16 protein-coding genes and 3 tRNA genes are annotated in these 13928 nt (G+C 75.6%); 11 read left to right on the top strand and 8 right to left on the bottom strand.

Annotated features, from left to right (window positions below; translation table 11 throughout):
- The first annotated feature begins 16 nt into the window (after positions 1 to 16).
- The 6 genes from clpS to rdgB all read left to right on the top strand — a co-directional run bounded on the left by clpS (position 17) and on the right by rdgB (position 4252).
- The gene (clpS, locus tag ACZ4MO_RS03460; RefSeq protein ID WP_209827769.1) at positions 17 to 304 is read left to right on the top strand and encodes an ATP-dependent Clp protease adapter ClpS; all 288 of its coding nucleotides are present in this window, start codon (positions 17 to 19) and stop codon (positions 302 to 304) included.
- Positions 301 to 984 (top strand): DUF2017 family protein, encoded by a 684-nt coding sequence (locus ACZ4MO_RS03455; protein WP_175008071.1) that lies wholly within the window; start codon positions 301 to 303, stop codon positions 982 to 984. Before clpS ends, ACZ4MO_RS03455 begins: the two co-directional genes overlap by 4 nt.
- Positions 985 to 1072: 88 nt before the next feature.
- Entirely contained in the window at positions 1073 to 1876 is an 804-nt protein-coding gene (gene murI, locus ACZ4MO_RS03450; protein WP_031316087.1) for a glutamate racemase, read from the top strand.
- Entirely contained in the window at positions 1876 to 2706 is an 831-nt protein-coding gene (locus ACZ4MO_RS03445) for an MBL fold metallo-hydrolase (protein WP_175008072.1), read from the top strand. The genes murI and ACZ4MO_RS03445 overlap by 1 nt, the downstream gene beginning before the upstream one ends.
- Positions 2707 to 2798: 92 nt before the next feature.
- Positions 2799 to 3569: a ribonuclease PH gene (gene rph / locus ACZ4MO_RS03440; protein ID WP_175008073.1), complete on the top strand. Its 771-nt coding sequence runs from the start codon at positions 2799 to 2801 to the stop codon at positions 3567 to 3569.
- The gene (gene rdgB / locus ACZ4MO_RS03435) at positions 3566 to 4252 is read left to right on the top strand and encodes an RdgB/HAM1 family non-canonical purine NTP pyrophosphatase (RefSeq protein WP_175008074.1); all 687 of its coding nucleotides are present in this window, start codon (positions 3566 to 3568) and stop codon (positions 4250 to 4252) included. Before rph ends, rdgB begins: the two co-directional genes overlap by 4 nt.
- Here the strand turns inward: rdgB and ACZ4MO_RS03430 are convergent.
- Entirely contained in the window at positions 4241 to 4690 is a 450-nt protein-coding gene (locus tag ACZ4MO_RS03430) for a DUF3054 family protein (RefSeq protein WP_175008075.1), read from the bottom strand. The two genes, rdgB and ACZ4MO_RS03430, sit on opposite strands and share 12 nt — an antisense overlap.
- Before the next feature lie 110 nt (positions 4691 to 4800).
- Between ACZ4MO_RS03430 and ACZ4MO_RS03425 the strand changes: the two genes are divergently transcribed.
- The gene (locus ACZ4MO_RS03425; protein ID WP_175008076.1) at positions 4801 to 6432 is read left to right on the top strand and encodes an ATP-binding cassette domain-containing protein; all 1632 of its coding nucleotides are present in this window, start codon (positions 4801 to 4803) and stop codon (positions 6430 to 6432) included.
- Between the two features lie 41 nt (positions 6433 to 6473).
- On the opposite strand, the gene ACZ4MO_RS03420 is transcribed toward ACZ4MO_RS03425, so the two are convergent.
- The 5 genes from ACZ4MO_RS03420 to ACZ4MO_RS03400 form a co-directional block, all read right to left on the bottom strand.
- On the bottom strand, positions 6474 to 7016 hold the full coding sequence (locus ACZ4MO_RS03420; RefSeq protein ID WP_086151454.1) for a flavodoxin domain-containing protein: 543 nt from the start codon (positions 7014 to 7016) through the stop codon (positions 6474 to 6476).
- 145 nt (positions 7017 to 7161) lie between these two features.
- On the bottom strand, positions 7162 to 7824 hold the full coding sequence (locus tag ACZ4MO_RS03415) for a Pr6Pr family membrane protein (RefSeq protein ID WP_186810353.1): 663 nt from the start codon (positions 7822 to 7824) through the stop codon (positions 7162 to 7164).
- The gene (locus tag ACZ4MO_RS03410) at positions 7821 to 8390 is read right to left on the bottom strand and encodes an NUDIX hydrolase family protein (RefSeq protein ID WP_043652560.1); all 570 of its coding nucleotides are present in this window, start codon (positions 8388 to 8390) and stop codon (positions 7821 to 7823) included. The genes ACZ4MO_RS03415 and ACZ4MO_RS03410 overlap by 4 nt, the downstream gene beginning before the upstream one ends.
- A 93-nt stretch (positions 8391 to 8483) precedes the next feature.
- Positions 8484 to 10112 (bottom strand): pyridoxal phosphate-dependent decarboxylase family protein, encoded by a 1629-nt coding sequence (locus ACZ4MO_RS03405; protein WP_499278602.1) that lies wholly within the window; start codon positions 10110 to 10112, stop codon positions 8484 to 8486.
- On the bottom strand, positions 10078 to 11532 hold the full coding sequence (locus ACZ4MO_RS03400) for an MFS transporter (RefSeq protein ID WP_175008078.1): 1455 nt from the start codon (positions 11530 to 11532) through the stop codon (positions 10078 to 10080). The genes ACZ4MO_RS03405 and ACZ4MO_RS03400 overlap by 35 nt, the downstream gene beginning before the upstream one ends.
- A gap of 113 nt (positions 11533 to 11645) precedes the next feature.
- Here ACZ4MO_RS03400 and trxA point away from each other — a divergent pair, with 113 nt between their 5' ends.
- Complete coding sequence (gene trxA, locus ACZ4MO_RS03395) at positions 11646 to 12029, top strand: thioredoxin (protein WP_043652553.1); 384 nt, start codon at positions 11646 to 11648, stop codon at positions 12027 to 12029.
- Between the two features lie 252 nt (positions 12030 to 12281).
- On the opposite strand, the gene ACZ4MO_RS03390 is transcribed toward trxA, so the two are convergent.
- Both ACZ4MO_RS03390 and bcp read right to left on the bottom strand, forming a co-directional pair.
- A tRNA-Leu gene (locus ACZ4MO_RS03390) sits at positions 12282 to 12363 on the bottom strand.
- A gap of 94 nt (positions 12364 to 12457) precedes the next feature.
- Complete coding sequence (gene bcp / locus ACZ4MO_RS03385; protein WP_061268538.1) at positions 12458 to 12934, bottom strand: thioredoxin-dependent thiol peroxidase; 477 nt, start codon at positions 12932 to 12934, stop codon at positions 12458 to 12460.
- Positions 12935 to 13007: 73 nt separating this feature from the next.
- Here bcp and ACZ4MO_RS03380 point away from each other — a divergent pair, with 73 nt between their 5' ends.
- The 3 genes from ACZ4MO_RS03380 (at position 13008) to ACZ4MO_RS03370 (ending at position 13767) form a co-directional block, all read left to right on the top strand.
- A complete protein-coding gene (locus tag ACZ4MO_RS03380) occupies positions 13008 to 13388 on the top strand; it encodes a GroES family chaperonin (protein WP_499278601.1) in 381 nt (126 codons plus the stop codon).
- Between the two features lie 105 nt (positions 13389 to 13493).
- A tRNA-Lys gene (locus ACZ4MO_RS03375) sits at positions 13494 to 13569 on the top strand.
- A 125-nt stretch (positions 13570 to 13694) separates the two neighbouring features.
- Positions 13695 to 13767: transfer RNA gene (locus ACZ4MO_RS03370), tRNA-Lys, on the top strand.
- The last annotated feature ends 161 nt before the right edge of the window (positions 13768 to 13928 follow it).

Here is a 13928-nt window from a genome sequence, read left to right as displayed (position 1 = left end):
GGTCGCGCGGGCGTCCTTGACCGTGCCCGAGGAGGCGGTCCGCTCCGAGGAGGAGACCCGGCTCGACAGCCCGTGGGTCACGCTCGTGTGGAACGACCCGGTCAACCTCATGAGCTACGTCGCGTACGTGTTCGAGTCGTACTTCGGGTACTCGACCGCGCGGGCCCACGAGCTGATGATGCAGGTGCACCGGGAGGGCCGGGCCGTCGTGTCGACGGGCGACCGCGAGCGCATGGAGGTCGACGTGCAGGCGATGCACTCGTTCGGGCTGTGGGCGACGCTCCAGAAGGACGGCGAGCAGTGAGGCCGTTCCGCGCGGAGGCGCACGGGTACGTCGCCGAGCTCGAGCCGTCGGAGCGGATCGTGCTGGCCCAGCTCGCGGGCGACGTCGCCCAGATGCTCCAGGAGGGCGTGCCCGGGCGCGCGCCGGACGCACCGGGCCGTGCCGTGCCCGACGACGCGTGGTCGCCCCCGGGCTGGACCGGCCCGACGCCCGGCGGCGGCGGGTCGGAGGCGACGCCGCCGCCGGACCCGGCCGTGCGCCGTCTGCTCCCGGACGCGTCCGACGACGTCGAGGTGGCGCACGAGTTCCGGCGCTTCACGCAGGACGACCTGGCGGCGCGCAAGGTGGGGCGGCTGGTGCTGCTCGGCCGGATGCTCGTGGACTCCGAGCCGGCCGAGGCGGCGCCGTTCGTCGTCGGGCGCGAGGAGGCGGAGGACGTCGCGGGCGCGCTGACCGACGTGCGCCTCGTCCTGGCCGAGCGCCTGGGGCTGCGCACGGACGAGCAGGTGGAGGGCCTCTACGACGAGCTGGACCGCGAGGGCGACGACGGCCCCGACGACGGCGAGGTGGGTGGTGCGCCGCGCCGCTTTCTCGTGAGCGTGTTCCTCCTCACGGGGCTGCTCCAGGAGTCGCTCGTCGACGGCATGCTCGCGGACCTGCGGGCGGGGCGCGGCGGTCCGCGCCCCGAGCCGCGGGACTGAGCGTGCCCGGGGCCTGTGGGCGCTGCCACAGCCACGTACGCGTGGTTCGGGGCGCCTCGCGCGGGACGGCGACAGTAGGCTCGGCCGGGTGAACGACGCTCCCATCGGGATCTTCGACTCGGGCGTGGGTGGCCTGACCGTGGCTCGCTCGATCCTCGACCAGCTCCCCAACGAGGCCCTCCTCTACATCGGGGACACCGCGAACAGCCCGTACGGGCCGAAGCCGCTCGCGGCGGTCCGGGCGATGGCGCTGGCGATCATGGACCAGCTCGTCGACGACGGCGTGAAGATGCTCGTCATCGCGTGCAACTCCGCCTCGTCCGCGGTGCTGCGCGACGCGCGCGAGCGGTACACGCAGCGCCACGGGCTCCCGGTCGTCGAGGTGATCCTCCCGGCGGCGCGCCGCGCCGTGGCCGCGACGCGGTCGGGCCGCATCGGCGTCATCGGGACGCGGGCCACGATCACGTCGCGCTCGTACGAGGACGCGTTCGCCGTGACCCCCGGCCTGACCCTGACGACCCAGGCGTGCCCCGAGTTCGTGCCGCTGGTCGAGCAGGGCGTGACGTCGGGCCCCGAGGTGCTGGAGGTCGCGCACCGCTACCTGGACCCGGTGAAGGCCGCGGGCGTGGACACGCTCGTGCTCGGGTGCACGCACTACCCGCTGCTGACGGGCGCCATCTCGTACGTCATGGGCGACGAGGTCACGCTCGTATCGAGCGCGGAGGAGACGGCGAAGGACGTGTACCGCACGCTCGTCGCGCACGACCTCGAGCGCTCGCGGGACGCGGGGCCGCCGCGGCACCGGTTCCTCGCGACGGGGAGCGCGGAGCCGTTCGAGCACCTCGCGCGCCGGTTCCTCGGCCCCGAGGTGCTGAGCGTGGAGGCGGCCTGATGCGTCTCGTCACGGTCGGGTGCTCCGGGTCGTTCGCGGGCCCGGCGTCGCCCGCGTCGTCGTACCTGGTCCAGGTCCCCGCCGCGGAGGCCGCGGCCGCGGGCTTCGAGGCGCGCGACTGGAACGTCGTGCTGGACCTGGGCAACGGCTCGCTGGGCGCGCTCCAGCGGTTCGTCGACCTGCTCGACCTCGATGCGGTGGGACTGTCCCACCTGCACCCGGACCACTTCGTCGACGTGTGCGGCCTGTACGTCTACCTGCGCTACCACCCGGTGCGCGGCTCGACCCGCACGGGCGTGCCGAGCCGGCTCACCGTGCTGGGCCCCGCGGGCACGGCCGCCCGCATCGAGGCGGCGTACGGCGCGGAGCCGGGCGACGGCGTGACGGAGGAGCTCGACGTGCGCACGTGGGAGCCGGGCGCGCCGGTCCGGGTGGGCCCGCTCGTCCTCGAGCCGTACCGCGTGTTCCACCCGGTCGAGGCGTACGGGGTGCGTGTCACCGGGCCGTCGACGCTGCGCCCGGGGGAGAGCGCCGTCCTCGCGTACACGGGAGACACGGACGCGTGCGACGGCGTGGTGGAGCTCGCGCGCGACGCCGACCTGCTGCTGTCGGAGGCGGCGTTCCACGAGGGCCGCGACGACGGCGTCGAGCGGGGCATCCACCTCACGGGGCGGCGCGCGGGCGAGGTCGCGACGGCGGCGGGCGCGCGCCGGCTCGTGCTCACGCACCTGCCCGCGTGGAACGACCCCGAGCGCTCGCGCGCCGAGGCGCGCGAGACGTACGCCGGCCCGGTCGACGTCGCGACGACGGGCGCGGTCTTCGACCTCTGACCGCCGAGTGCGGGAGCTCGTCGCGGTCGGCCCCGGACGGCGCGACGGATTCCCGCGCTCAGCGGTCGGCCGGCGGTCGGTAGGGTGGCGGCATGACCACCCCCTCCTCGTCCACGGGCACGGCCGCGCCCCTCCGCGCCGACGGCCGCACGCCCGACCAGCTCCGCCCCGTGACCATCACCCGCAACTGGCTCGACCAGGCCGAGGGCAGCGTGCTCGTCGAGTTCGGCCGCACGCGCGTGCTGTGCGCGGCGTCGTTCACCGAGGGCGTGCCGCGCTGGCGCAAGGGGTCGGGCGAGGGCTGGGTCACCGCCGAGTACGCGATGCTCCCGCGCGCGACGAACGAGCGCAGCCAGCGCGAGTCGGTGAAGGGCAAGATCGGCGGGCGCACGCACGAGATCTCCCGCCTCATCGGCCGGTCCCTGCGCGCCATCATCGACGTCTCCGCGCTCGGCGAGAACACGATCGTGCTGGACTGCGACGTCCTCCAGGCCGACGGCGGCACGCGCACCGCCGCGATCACCGGCGCCTACGTCGCGCTCGCCGACGCCGTCGCGTGGGGCCAGCGGCACGGCCACATCAAGGGCGGCAAGCCCGTGCTGACCGACTCCGTCGCGGCCGTGAGCGTCGGCATCATCGACGGCACGCCCATGCTCGACCTCCCGTACGTCGAGGACGTCCGCGCCGAGACGGACATGAACGTCGTCGTCACGGGGTCGGGGACGTTCGTCGAGGTCCAGGGCACCGCGGAGCACGCCCCGTTCGACCGCGCCGAGCTCGACGCGCTGCTCGACCTCGCGGTGGCCGGCACCGCCGACCTCACCGCGATCCAGCGCGCGGCGCTCGCGGCGGACGCGCGGTGAGCGGCGCACCCGGGGCGACGGGCGTCGTCGTGCCCGACGGCGCGCGCCTCGTCCTCGCGACGCACAACCCGGGGAAGATCGCCGAGCTGCGCGCGATCCTCGCGGCGGAGCTCGACGCGCACCCCGGCCTCGAGCTCGCGCCCGGGGCGATCGTCGGGGCGGGCGACGTCGGTGCGCCCGAGCCGGTCGAGGACGGCGTGACGTTCGCCGAGAACGCGCTCATCAAGGCGCGCGCCCTGGCCGCGGCCACGGGGCTGCCGGCCGTCGCGGACGACTCCGGTCTCGCCGTCGACGTGCTGGGCGGCGCGCCGGGCATCTTCTCGGCGCGCTGGGCCGGGCGGCACGGCGACGACGTCGCGAACCTCGAGCTCCTGCTCGCGCAGCTCGGCGACGTGCGCGCCGAGCACCGCGCGGCCGGGTTCGTGTGCGCCGCGGCGCTCGTGACGCCCGACGGCACGGAGGTCGTGCGCACGGGGGAGATGCGCGGGACCCTGCTCACGGCGCCGCGCGGCGCGAACGGGTTCGGCTACGACCCGATCCTCCTGCCGGACGAGCAGCCGGAGGCAGGGGCGGACCGCTCCGCGGCCGAGCTGAGCCCGGCGGAGAAGAACGCGATCAGCCACCGGGGCAAGGCGTTCCGCGCTCTCGCGCCGGACGTCGTCGCGGCGCTCTCAGCGCGGTAGGGGGCGGCCGGCGAGCTCGCGCTCGCGGCGTCGGCGGTCGCCCGGCCGCAGCACGCCGACGAGCGCGACCACGCCGCGCCAGCCGAGCATCGTCACCGCGAGGAACCCGAACGACACGAGCTGGAAGGCCGGGGCCACGCCCTGGTCGGTGAGCACGCGGAGCAGGACGCCCAGCGCCCACGTGCAGCCCCAGACGACCACGCCCGTCGGCCACAGGGCCCACGGGCGACGCCACGCGCGCGTGACGAGCCAGCCCAGCGCGGTGCCCGCGGCGAACGGCCACGCCACGACGAGCAGCCGGGCCAGGCCCTCGTCGGCGGAGTGCGTCGCGAGGCCGCCGGTCGCGAGCGCGAGGACGCACGCGACGTCGGCGAGCGCGGCGAGCAGGACGAGCCCGGGGCGACGAGCGCGCGGTCCGGTGGGCGCGAGGTCGGTCATGCTCCCGACGGTACCCCGCCCGCGAGATCGACCCGCACGGCCGAGATCTACCCTCGGGAGGTCGATCCGGCGACGGCCGGGTCGATCTCGCGGAACATAGGGTGGTCCCCGTGCACCTCGCCGCCGACGACCTCGCCTTCGCCTACCCCGGACGTCCCGTCCTCGACGGGGTCGGGCTGCGCGTCGCCGCCGGGACGCGGCTCGGGGTCGTGGGGGAGAACGGCACGGGCAAGTCGACGCTCCTGCACGTGCTCTCGGGCGGCCTCGCGCCCGGCCGCGGGGAGGTGCGCCGCGCGGGCTCGCTCGCGCTCGTCGAGCAGGAGCTCGCCATCGCGCCGGGCCAGACGGTCGGCACGCTCGTCGCCGCGACGCTGAGCGGGCTGCGGGCGGTCGCCGCCGAGCTCGAGGCGGCGGCCCGCGACTTCGACCACGAGGCGGGCGACCTCGCCGAGCTCACGGACATCCTCGCCCGCGCCGAGCACCTCGCCGTGTGGGACGCGGACCGCCGGGTCGACGTCGCGCTCTCGCGCCTCGGTGCGTGCCGCGACCGAGACCGCGAGCTCGCGACCCTGTCCGTCGGCGAGCGCTACCGCGTGCGGCTCGCGTGCCGGCTCGCCGAGCGCGCCGACCTGCTCCTCCTCGACGAGCCGACGAACCACCTCGACACCGGCGGGATCGACTTCCTCACCGGCGAGCTCGTCGCGTGGCGGGGCGGCGTGGTGATGGTGACGCACGACCGGCAGCTGCTCGACGACGTCGCGACCGAGATCCTCGACCTCGACCCGGCGATGGACGGGAAGCCGGTGCTCTACGGGCAGCCGGGCTACCTCTCCTACCGGTTCGCGAAGAACCAGGCGCTGCACCGGTGGCGGCAGCGGTTCCGGGCGGAGCAGAAGCGTGCGGAGAAGCTCGCCGCGGTGCTCGACGCGTCGTACGAAGGGCTGTCCGACGAGTGGCGCCCGCCCAAGGGCAGCCAGAAGCACCGCCGCGCGACGCGCGCCCGGATCCACGTCAAGGCCGCGGACCGGCGCCTCCAGCAGCTCGAGGCCGAGGCCGTCGAGGTGCCCGTGCCGCCGCTCCAGCTCGTGTTCCCCGAGCTCCCCGCGATGTCGCCCGGTTGGGAGCCGGGCGACCCGGTGCTCGAGCTGCGCAGCCCGCGCGTCGGGCCCGACGGCGGCGCGCGCCTCGACCTGCCCGGGACCCGGGTCGCGCTCCCGCCCTCGGGACGCCTCCTCGTGACCGGGCCGAACGGCAGCGGCAAGTCGACGTTCCTCGCCGCGCTCGCGGGCCTGGTGCCTCTCGACCGCGGCACGCGGTCCGTGGTCGACGGCGCGCGGCTGGGCGTCGTCGCGCAGGAGGGCCCGGCGCTGCCCCCGGAGGCGGAGGACCGCACCGGGTTCGACGAGTACGCGCGCGAGGCGCTCGACCTGCTCGACGCCGGTCGCCTGGACCCGGAGCATCTCGTGCCCGTCGCGTTCCTCGGCCTGCTCACGGAGGAGGACCTGGAACGCCCGCTGCGCGAGCTGTCCGCGGGGCAGCGCCGCCGGTTCGACCTCGCCCGCGCGCTCCTGGCCGCGCCGCACGTGCTGGTCCTCGACGAGCCGACCAACCACCTGTCGATCGACCTCGTCGACGAGCTCACCCAGGCGCTGCGCGTCACGCCCGCGGCGGTGGTCGTGGCGACGCACGACCGCCGCATGCGCGAGGACCTCGACGACTGGCCCCGGCTCGAGCTCGGCTGACCTGCCGCCGCCACGAGAGCGGCGCGGGCGGGGCCGCCGGGTCAGCGGCCCTCGGCCGGGCTGCCCGCGGGGACGAGCACCTTGCCCAGCGCGCGACCCCACGCGCGCGCCCGGTCGAGCTCGCCGTCGTCCAGGGGTCCCTCGACGTCGCCGACGTAGAACGACGCGGACGGGACGACGAGCCGGAACCCCGCGCGGCGCATCGCCCTGGCGGCGCCGCGGGCCGCCGAGCCCGGGAGCGAGCGGACCTTCGTCGCGCGCGTGTCGAACGTCGCGGCGAGCCGCTCCTCGTCCTGCGGCGGGAGGGACTCCACCCACTCGCGCAGCCCGGTCGCCCGGTCGGAGACCGGGCCCGTCGCGCGCTGCACCGCCTCGGCGCGGGTCGCGGGGCGGGTCATGCCCAGGGCGTGGGTCGGGCCGCCGGCGACCACCAGCTGCACGTGGCGCAGGGCGTCCGGGTGGGCGGCCGGGTCGGTCACGTCGACGACCTCGACGCGCACCGTCTCGCACAGACCCTCCGCGATGGCCTGCGCGACGCGCTCGCTGTTGCCGTACATCGACTCGTAGACCACTGCGGCGTCCATCGCGCTCACCCCTTCGTCGACCGCCCGTCCGGACCGGACGGGTCCCCTCCCTCCAGCGTCCGGCTCCGAGGGCGCGGCGCCCAGGGCCGACGGGAACGAGCGCCCGGGCCCTTGGTCCCGGACGCCCGGACGGGGCGCGACAGGGTCAGGGTGCGGGGCGCAGGCGGGAGTCGACGAGGCGCACGAGCCACGCGAGGGCGAGGAAGACGACCGCCACGACGGCGGTGTTGAGGAGCGCCCGGCCGAGGCCGAGCTCGCCCACGTCGAGGAACGGGTAGGGGTACCAGCCGACGACGGCGCCCCGGACGAACGTGTACGCGATCCACGCGAGCGGGTACGCGACGGACCACCAGACCGTCGCGGCGTCGACCCGCGGTCGCGGGCCCACGAGTCCCCAGGCGGCCACCGCGAGCAGCGGCGCGACGAGGTGCAGCAGGAGGTTCGAGACCTGGCCGGCGCTCGTCAGGTCCTGCAGACCGCGCAGCACCGTGTTGTAGACGATCCCGGTCACCGCGATGCACAGCAGCGCGTCGAGGCGCGCGACGCGGAAGACGGTCCCGTCGCGCGCGGGTCGCGCTGCGAGCAGGACGGAGACGACCCCGACGAGCAGGTTCGACTGGATCGTGAAGTAGGAGAACAGGCGCACGAGGCGCTCGGCCTGGCTCGGGGCCGTGCCGGGACCGTCGACGAGCGCGATCGCGACCTCCAGGACGACGCCCGTGAGCGCCGCGACGGCGACGAGCGCGTGCAGGGTGCGGGCCACGACGTGCCGGCCCGCGTCGGCCCGGACGCGCGGCGCGTCGGTCACGGCAGGCGGCCGACGTACGCCATCGCCTGGCGCAGCAGCACCCCCTGGCCGCCGCGCATCTCGAGCTGGACCTCGTCGCTGCACGCCTGCTCGGGCGTGAGCCACGCGAGCTCGAGGGCGTTCTGCTGCGGCCGGCAGTCGCCCGTCACCGGCACGACGTACGCGAGCGAGACCGCGTGCTGGCGCGGGTCGTGGTACGACGTGATGCCCGGCGTCGGGAAGTACTCCGCGACCGTGAAGGGCTGCGGCGAGGCGGGCACCTGGGGCAGCGCGACCGGGCCGAGGTCCTTCTCGATGTGCCGCAGCAGCGCGTCGCGGATGCGCTCGTGGAACATGACCCGGCCGGAGACGAGGGCCCGCGTCATCATGCCCTCGGGCGTCACGCGCAGCAGGAGGCCGACCGCGACCACGTCGCCCGAGTCGTCGACCCGGACCGGGACGGCGTCCACGTAGACGAGCGGGAGCTGGGCGCGCGCCACCGCGATCTCCTCCGGGCTGAGCCAGCCCGCGGGGCGCGGGTTCTCGTGGGAGAAGTCGTCGGGCGGGAAGTCGGCGGTTTCGGTCACGCGACTGTTCTACCCCGAGCGCTGCGGCGGGGCGAGTCCGCCCCCGGCGCCGCACCACGGCGCAGCCGCACACGCAGCCGTCACGCGGCGCCGTCATGCGGTGCCGGGCGTCTCCGCGGGCGGTTCGGAGACGCGCGCCACGATCTCCACGAGCGCCCGCTCCGCGACCGGACCGGGCAGCACCTCCATGAGGGCCATGAGCGGGGCGAGGCGGTCGGGCAGCACGGAGCCGCGCTGCGCGTCGTCGTCGCCCTCCGCGGTGCGGCCGCCTCCGGCGAGCACCTCGGCGAGCGCCCCCCACACGTCGTCGGCGGTGGGCGCGGCGTCACCGTCGGGAGCGAGCGCACCGGCGAGCGCGCCGAGCACGCCGCCCACGTCGGGGCGCCCGGCCCCGCGGACGGCGTCGGCGCCCGCGCCGAGCGCCGCGACGAGGTCGTCGAGGCCGGCCTCGGTGACGGGGGTGACCGTGAGGTGGGTCGTGTGCGGCAGGCGCGTGCCGTCGGCCTGGACGAGCCCGGGCTGGGGCTGGAGCACCCACCCGAGGGACCGGACGGCGTCGGCCCACAGGTGCGGGTCGACGCGCCGCTCGGACGGCACGGACTCGTCGGTCGCCACGGCGACGAGCGGGCCGGTGGGGCGCCCGACGACGCGGAGCCCGTCGATCGCGTCCACGGCCGCGTGCAGGGCGTGCGTCGCGCGCACGCACCGCGCGGTGAGGGCCGTGTACCCGGCGGTGCCGAGCGCCTGGCTCACGGCCCACGCCGCGGCGAGGGGCGCGGCCGAGCGGGAGCCGGAGAGGGTGGGGTTGACGACCGGGTACCCCGGCCAGCCCGTGGTCGCGAAGAACTGGAGGCGCTGGCGGTCGCGCCCGCGCACGAGCAGGACGGACGCGCCCTTGGGCGCGTAGCCGTACTTGTGCACGTCCGCGGAGATGCTCGTCACGCCCGGCACGGAGAAGTCGAACGGCGGCACGTCCTCGCCCCCGGCCGCGGTCCAGAACGGCAGCACCCAGCCGCCGACGCACGCGTCCACGTGCACCGGCACGCCGCGCGCGGCCGCCGCCGCGGCCACCTCGGCGACCGGGTCGACGACGCCGTGCGGGTAGGACGGCGCGGACACCACGACGAGCGCGACGTTGTCGGCGTCGAGCGCCGCGACGAGGTCGGTGGCGGCGGGCGTCCCCGTCGCCGGGTCGACGGGGACGAGCGTGAGGTCCACGTCGAGGTGCTGCGCGGCCTTGCGGAACGCGGCGTGCACGCTCACGGGCGCCACGACGCGCGGACGCGCGCCCGGGTGCTGCGCGCGGAACGCGTCGCGCGCGATCTTCACCGCGAGCAGGCAGCTCTCCGTCCCGCCGGACGTCACCGAGCCCACGACGGCGTCGGGCCCGTCGGCGGGTCCGTGCAGCATCGTGCGCGCGAACGTGAGGAGCTCGCTCTCCATGACGGCCACCGACGTGAACGTCGTGGGGTCGAGACCGTTGACCGGCTGGACGGCCCGTGCGGCGGCGGCGGCGAGCTCGTCGAGCTCGGCGAGACCGGGGTCGTAGACGTAGGACAGCACGCGTCCGCCGTGCGTCGGGGCGTCGGAGGCCCGGAGCGCGGCGAGCCGGTCGAGGATCCCGTCGGTGCGCAGCGGCACGTCGTCCGCGGGCCGCGGCAGGGCGCCGGGGGCGCTCGCTCCCGCGTCAGTCACGGGCTCGGTCGGTCGGGGAGTGGTCACGCGGCAGCTCCGGTGCTGTGTCGTCGATGTCCCCCCTGCGCAGACCGTAGCGCACGAGCGGGACGAGGCTCAGCAGGACGAGCGCGGCGGGCACGACCGAGAAGGAGAGCGCGATCCCGTCCACCGCGGCGGCGGGCTGGTCGACCGTCTCGCCCGCCCGCGTGGACACGTACCCGGTGACGCCCAGGACGAGCGAGAGCACCGCGGCGCCGAGCGCCATGCCCGTCGTCTCGCCCGCCGTCCACACGCCGCTGAAGGCGCCGCCGCGGCCGTCGCCGTGCGTCCGCGCGTCGTGCGCGATGGCGTCGGGGAGCATCGCGAGCGGCAGCGCCTGCATGCCCGCGTACGCGACGCCGGCGAGCGCCGTCGGGAGGTAGACCCATGCGCCCGGTGCCCACACGAGCGGGACCATCCCGAGCGCGGCGACCGCGAACAGCACGGTCGCGACGACGAACCCGCGCTCCTTGCCGTCGCGGCGCGCGAGCCGCGTCCACACCGGCATGCAGAGCAGCGCGGGCGCGACGAGCGCGGCGAAGAGGTAGCTGACGGCCGCCTCGTCGCGCAGCACGTACCGCGCGACGTACGCCGCCCCGGCGAGCATGAGCCCCGTCGCGACGGCCTGGAGCACGAACGCGGCGAGCAGCGTGCGGAACGGGCGCGAGCGGCGCAGCGCGTCGACCGCCTCGCGCACGGCGAGGGTCCACGCGCGCGCGGCGGAGGAGGGCGCCGTCGCCCCGGCGGCGGCACCGGCGGGCGCCGCGGGAGCGTCGGCCGGGGGAGCGGGCGTGCCCCGGCCGCGGGGCGCGACGCGCGCCGCCACGAGCATCCCGGCCCCGATGACGACGCCCGACACGATGCCCATGACCAGGTACCCCGTCGTGGAGTCGCCGTCACCGCGCAGCGCCGGTCCGCCCGCCCCGAACAGGAGGATCGCGAACGCGAGCGTCGCGACGCGCCACGCGAGCAGGCGGGTGCGGCCGTCGTACGTGGGGTCGAGCTCCGCGGGGAGCGCGATGTACGGGACCTGGAAGAGCGAGAAAGCGGTCGCGGCCAGCAGGAACGCGACGAGCACCCAGATCGCGGCGGCGGTCGGGCCCGCGGCCGCCGGGACCGCGAACGTCAGCGCGAAGAGCACGGGCAGCGTGAGGGCGCCCAGCGTCATGAAGCGACGGCGCGAGCCGGTGCGAGCCAGGTCCCGGTCCGACCCGTACCCGATGAACGGGTCGACGACGACGTCCCACACCTTGGCGCCCGTGACGATGAGGCCGGCGGCCGCGGCGGGGACCGCGAGCGCGTCGGTGAGGTAGACGAGCAGGACCAGGCCGGGCAGGGTGCCGAACCCGCCGGTGCCGACGGACCCGGCGGCGTAGCCCGCGACCGTGGCGCGCGAGAGCCGGTGGGCGGAGGTGGCGTGCGTCACAGGGGCAGCGTAGAGGGTGCGCGCGCCGGGCCTGCGCGGTCGTGCGCGGGGAATACTCGGGGCAGGGTGTGCGCTCTACGAAGCAGACCCCTATAGCCCCAGGAGGAACATCCATGGCCACGCAGACGCTCACCGAGTCCACGTTCGAGCAGACGATCAAGGAGAACGACATCGTCCTGGTCGACTTCTGGGCCGACTGGTGCGGACCGTGCAAGATGTTCGCGCCCGTCTTCGAGGCGTCCTCGGAGGAGAACCCGGACGTCGTGCACGGCAAGATCGACACGGAGGCCGAGCGCGGCCTGGCGGCCGCCGCCAACATCACGTCGATCCCGACGCTCATGGCGTTCCGGGAGGGCATCCTCGTGTTCTCCCAGCCCGGCGCCCTCCCGGCCCCGGCGCTCAAGCAGGTCGTCGACGCCGTGAAGGGCCTCGACATGGAGGACGTGCGTCGTCAGATCGCCGAGGCGAGCGACGGCTCCCCGGCTCAGGACGCCTGAGCCCGCACGCAGGACGACGGCCCGGCACCCTCGGAGGGTGCCGGGCCGTCGTGGTGTCGAGGGCCGTCTCGCGCGCAGGCGCTGCGTGGCGGGTGTGGAGCCGGTGCCCGTACCGGCAGGGGGCAAGTGGTGCGGGCACCGGCTCTGCCACCACGGTAGACACCGAACTGGACGGTCGTCCAGATGGGGTGCGGGTGAATCCGCGAGTGCCGCCACGCGGTCCCCACGAGGGCTCCGGCGGGACGGGAACGGTGCGCGAGGCGGGACTCGAACCCGCACGTCCGAGGACACCAGGACCTAAACCTGGCGCGGCTGCCAGTTACGCCACTCGCGCGCGGTGGTCAGTCTACGGCGCGGGCGGCGCGGCCCTGGCGGCCGGTGCGCGTCGCTCGACGCGCACCGGGCCAGGACGGCGCCGCCCGGGTGCGCTACCTCGGGTCGATGCCGAGGTCGCGACGGAGCTTCGCGACGTGGCCCGTGGCCTTCACGTTGTACTGCGCGAGCTCGACCTTGCCCTCCGGGTCGACGACGACCGTCGAGCGGATGACGCCCACGACCGTCTTGCCGTAGAGCTTCTTCTCGCCCCACGCGCCGTACGCCTCGAGGACGGACCTGTCCTCGTCCGACACGAGCGGGAAGGTCAGGTGCTCGGCCTCGACGAACGCGGCGATCTTGTCGACCGGGTCGGGGGAGACGCCGACGACCGAGTACCCCGCGCCCTGGAGCGAGGCGAGGTTGTCGCGGAAGTCGCACGCCTCCGTCGTGCAGCCGGGCGTGCCGGCCGCGGGGTAGAAGTAGACGACGACGTGCTTGCCACGCAGGTCGGACAGCGTGACGGTGCTGCCGTCGGCGGCGGGCAGGGAGAAGTCGGGAGCGGTGTCGCCGACGGTGAGGCGCGTGGACATGGATCTCCTTCGGTCCGGCCAGGGTGTGGTTCGAGCGTAGGTGAGGGTGGGCGGCACCGGTAGCGTTGTCGCTGTGAGCAAGACGACGTCCGCCCCCGCCACCACCTCGTCCCGCCCGTCGCCGTCCCGGCCGGCCGCCAGCGACCTGCCGATCCGGATGCTGCACGACCGCCTGCTCGTCGACCCGGAGGTCGACGCGAGCGAGCGGCAGAGCTCGGCGGGTCTCGTCATCCCCGCGACCGCGGTGGGGCCGAAGCGGCTCGCGTGGGCCGTCGTCGTCGCGGCCGGTGAGCACGTGCGACAGGTCGCGGTGGGGGACCGCGTGCTGTTCGACCCGGACGAGCGCGCCGAGGTCGAGCTCGGCGGCAAGGACCTCGTGCTGCTGCGCGAGCGCGACGTGCACGCCGTCTCGCAGGAGGTCGAGGAGGACGGCCCGACAGGGCTGTACCTGTAGCCGGAGCCGCTCCGCGGGCCCGCCGGCCCGTGTCGCCGACGTCACACGAGGGCGGGCGGAACGGATTTTCCCGGCGCGCCCGCGGCTGCTAGTGTTTTCTCTCGCGCGCCATTAGCTCAATTGGCAGAGCAGCTGACTCTTAATCAGCGGGTTCGGGGTTCGAGTCCCTGATGGCGCACCACCACCGATCGGGCCGTCCGCATGGCGGGCGGCCCGAGCCGTGCCGGTCGAGAGCCGGCGCGGCGGGCGGGCCCGCTCTCCTCGCGGAGAGCGGCGGTCCTGGCCGCTGGTAGTGTTCCCTCTCGCGCGCCATTAGCTCAATTGGCAGAGCAGCTGACTCTTAATCAGCGGGTTCGGGGTTCGAGTCCCTGATGGCGCACCCTTGCTGACCAGGCCGTCCACCCTCGTGGTGGGCGGCCTTCGTCGTCCGGGCCCTCCGGGGGAACCGTCCCTCCGCACTCTGCTCGTGCCGGACGCCTGCGCGCGCCTGTCGCCCGCCGCAACCGTCGCCGTCCGTTTCGCCGGAGTTCGCCCGGCGCC

The sequence above is a fragment of the Sphaerisporangium cinnabarinum genome, from assembly GCF_055567015.1.
Note: the sequence above shows the minus strand (reverse complement) of the source record. Positions and strands in the feature narration are given on the sequence as shown.

Excerpts from the sequence above, each read along its gene's own strand:
- ACZ4MO_RS03445 (WP_175008072.1), top strand. The coding sequence starts at position 1,876 with ATGCGTCTCGTCACGGTCGGGTGCTCCGGGTCGTTCGCGGGCCCGGCG.
- rph (WP_175008073.1), top strand. The coding sequence starts at position 2,799 with ATGACCACCCCCTCCTCGTCCACGGGCACGGCCGCGCCCCTCCGCGCC.
- ACZ4MO_RS03430 (WP_175008075.1), bottom strand. The coding sequence starts at position 4,690 with ATGACCGACCTCGCGCCCACCGGACCGCGCGCTCGTCGCCCCGGGCTC.
- ACZ4MO_RS03420 (WP_086151454.1), bottom strand. The coding sequence starts at position 7,016 with ATGGACGCCGCAGTGGTCTACGAGTCGATGTACGGCAACAGCGAGCGC.
- trxA (WP_043652553.1), top strand. The coding sequence starts at position 11,646 with ATGGCCACGCAGACGCTCACCGAGTCCACGTTCGAGCAGACGATCAAG.
- bcp (WP_061268538.1), bottom strand. The coding sequence starts at position 12,934 with ATGTCCACGCGCCTCACCGTCGGCGACACCGCTCCCGACTTCTCCCTG.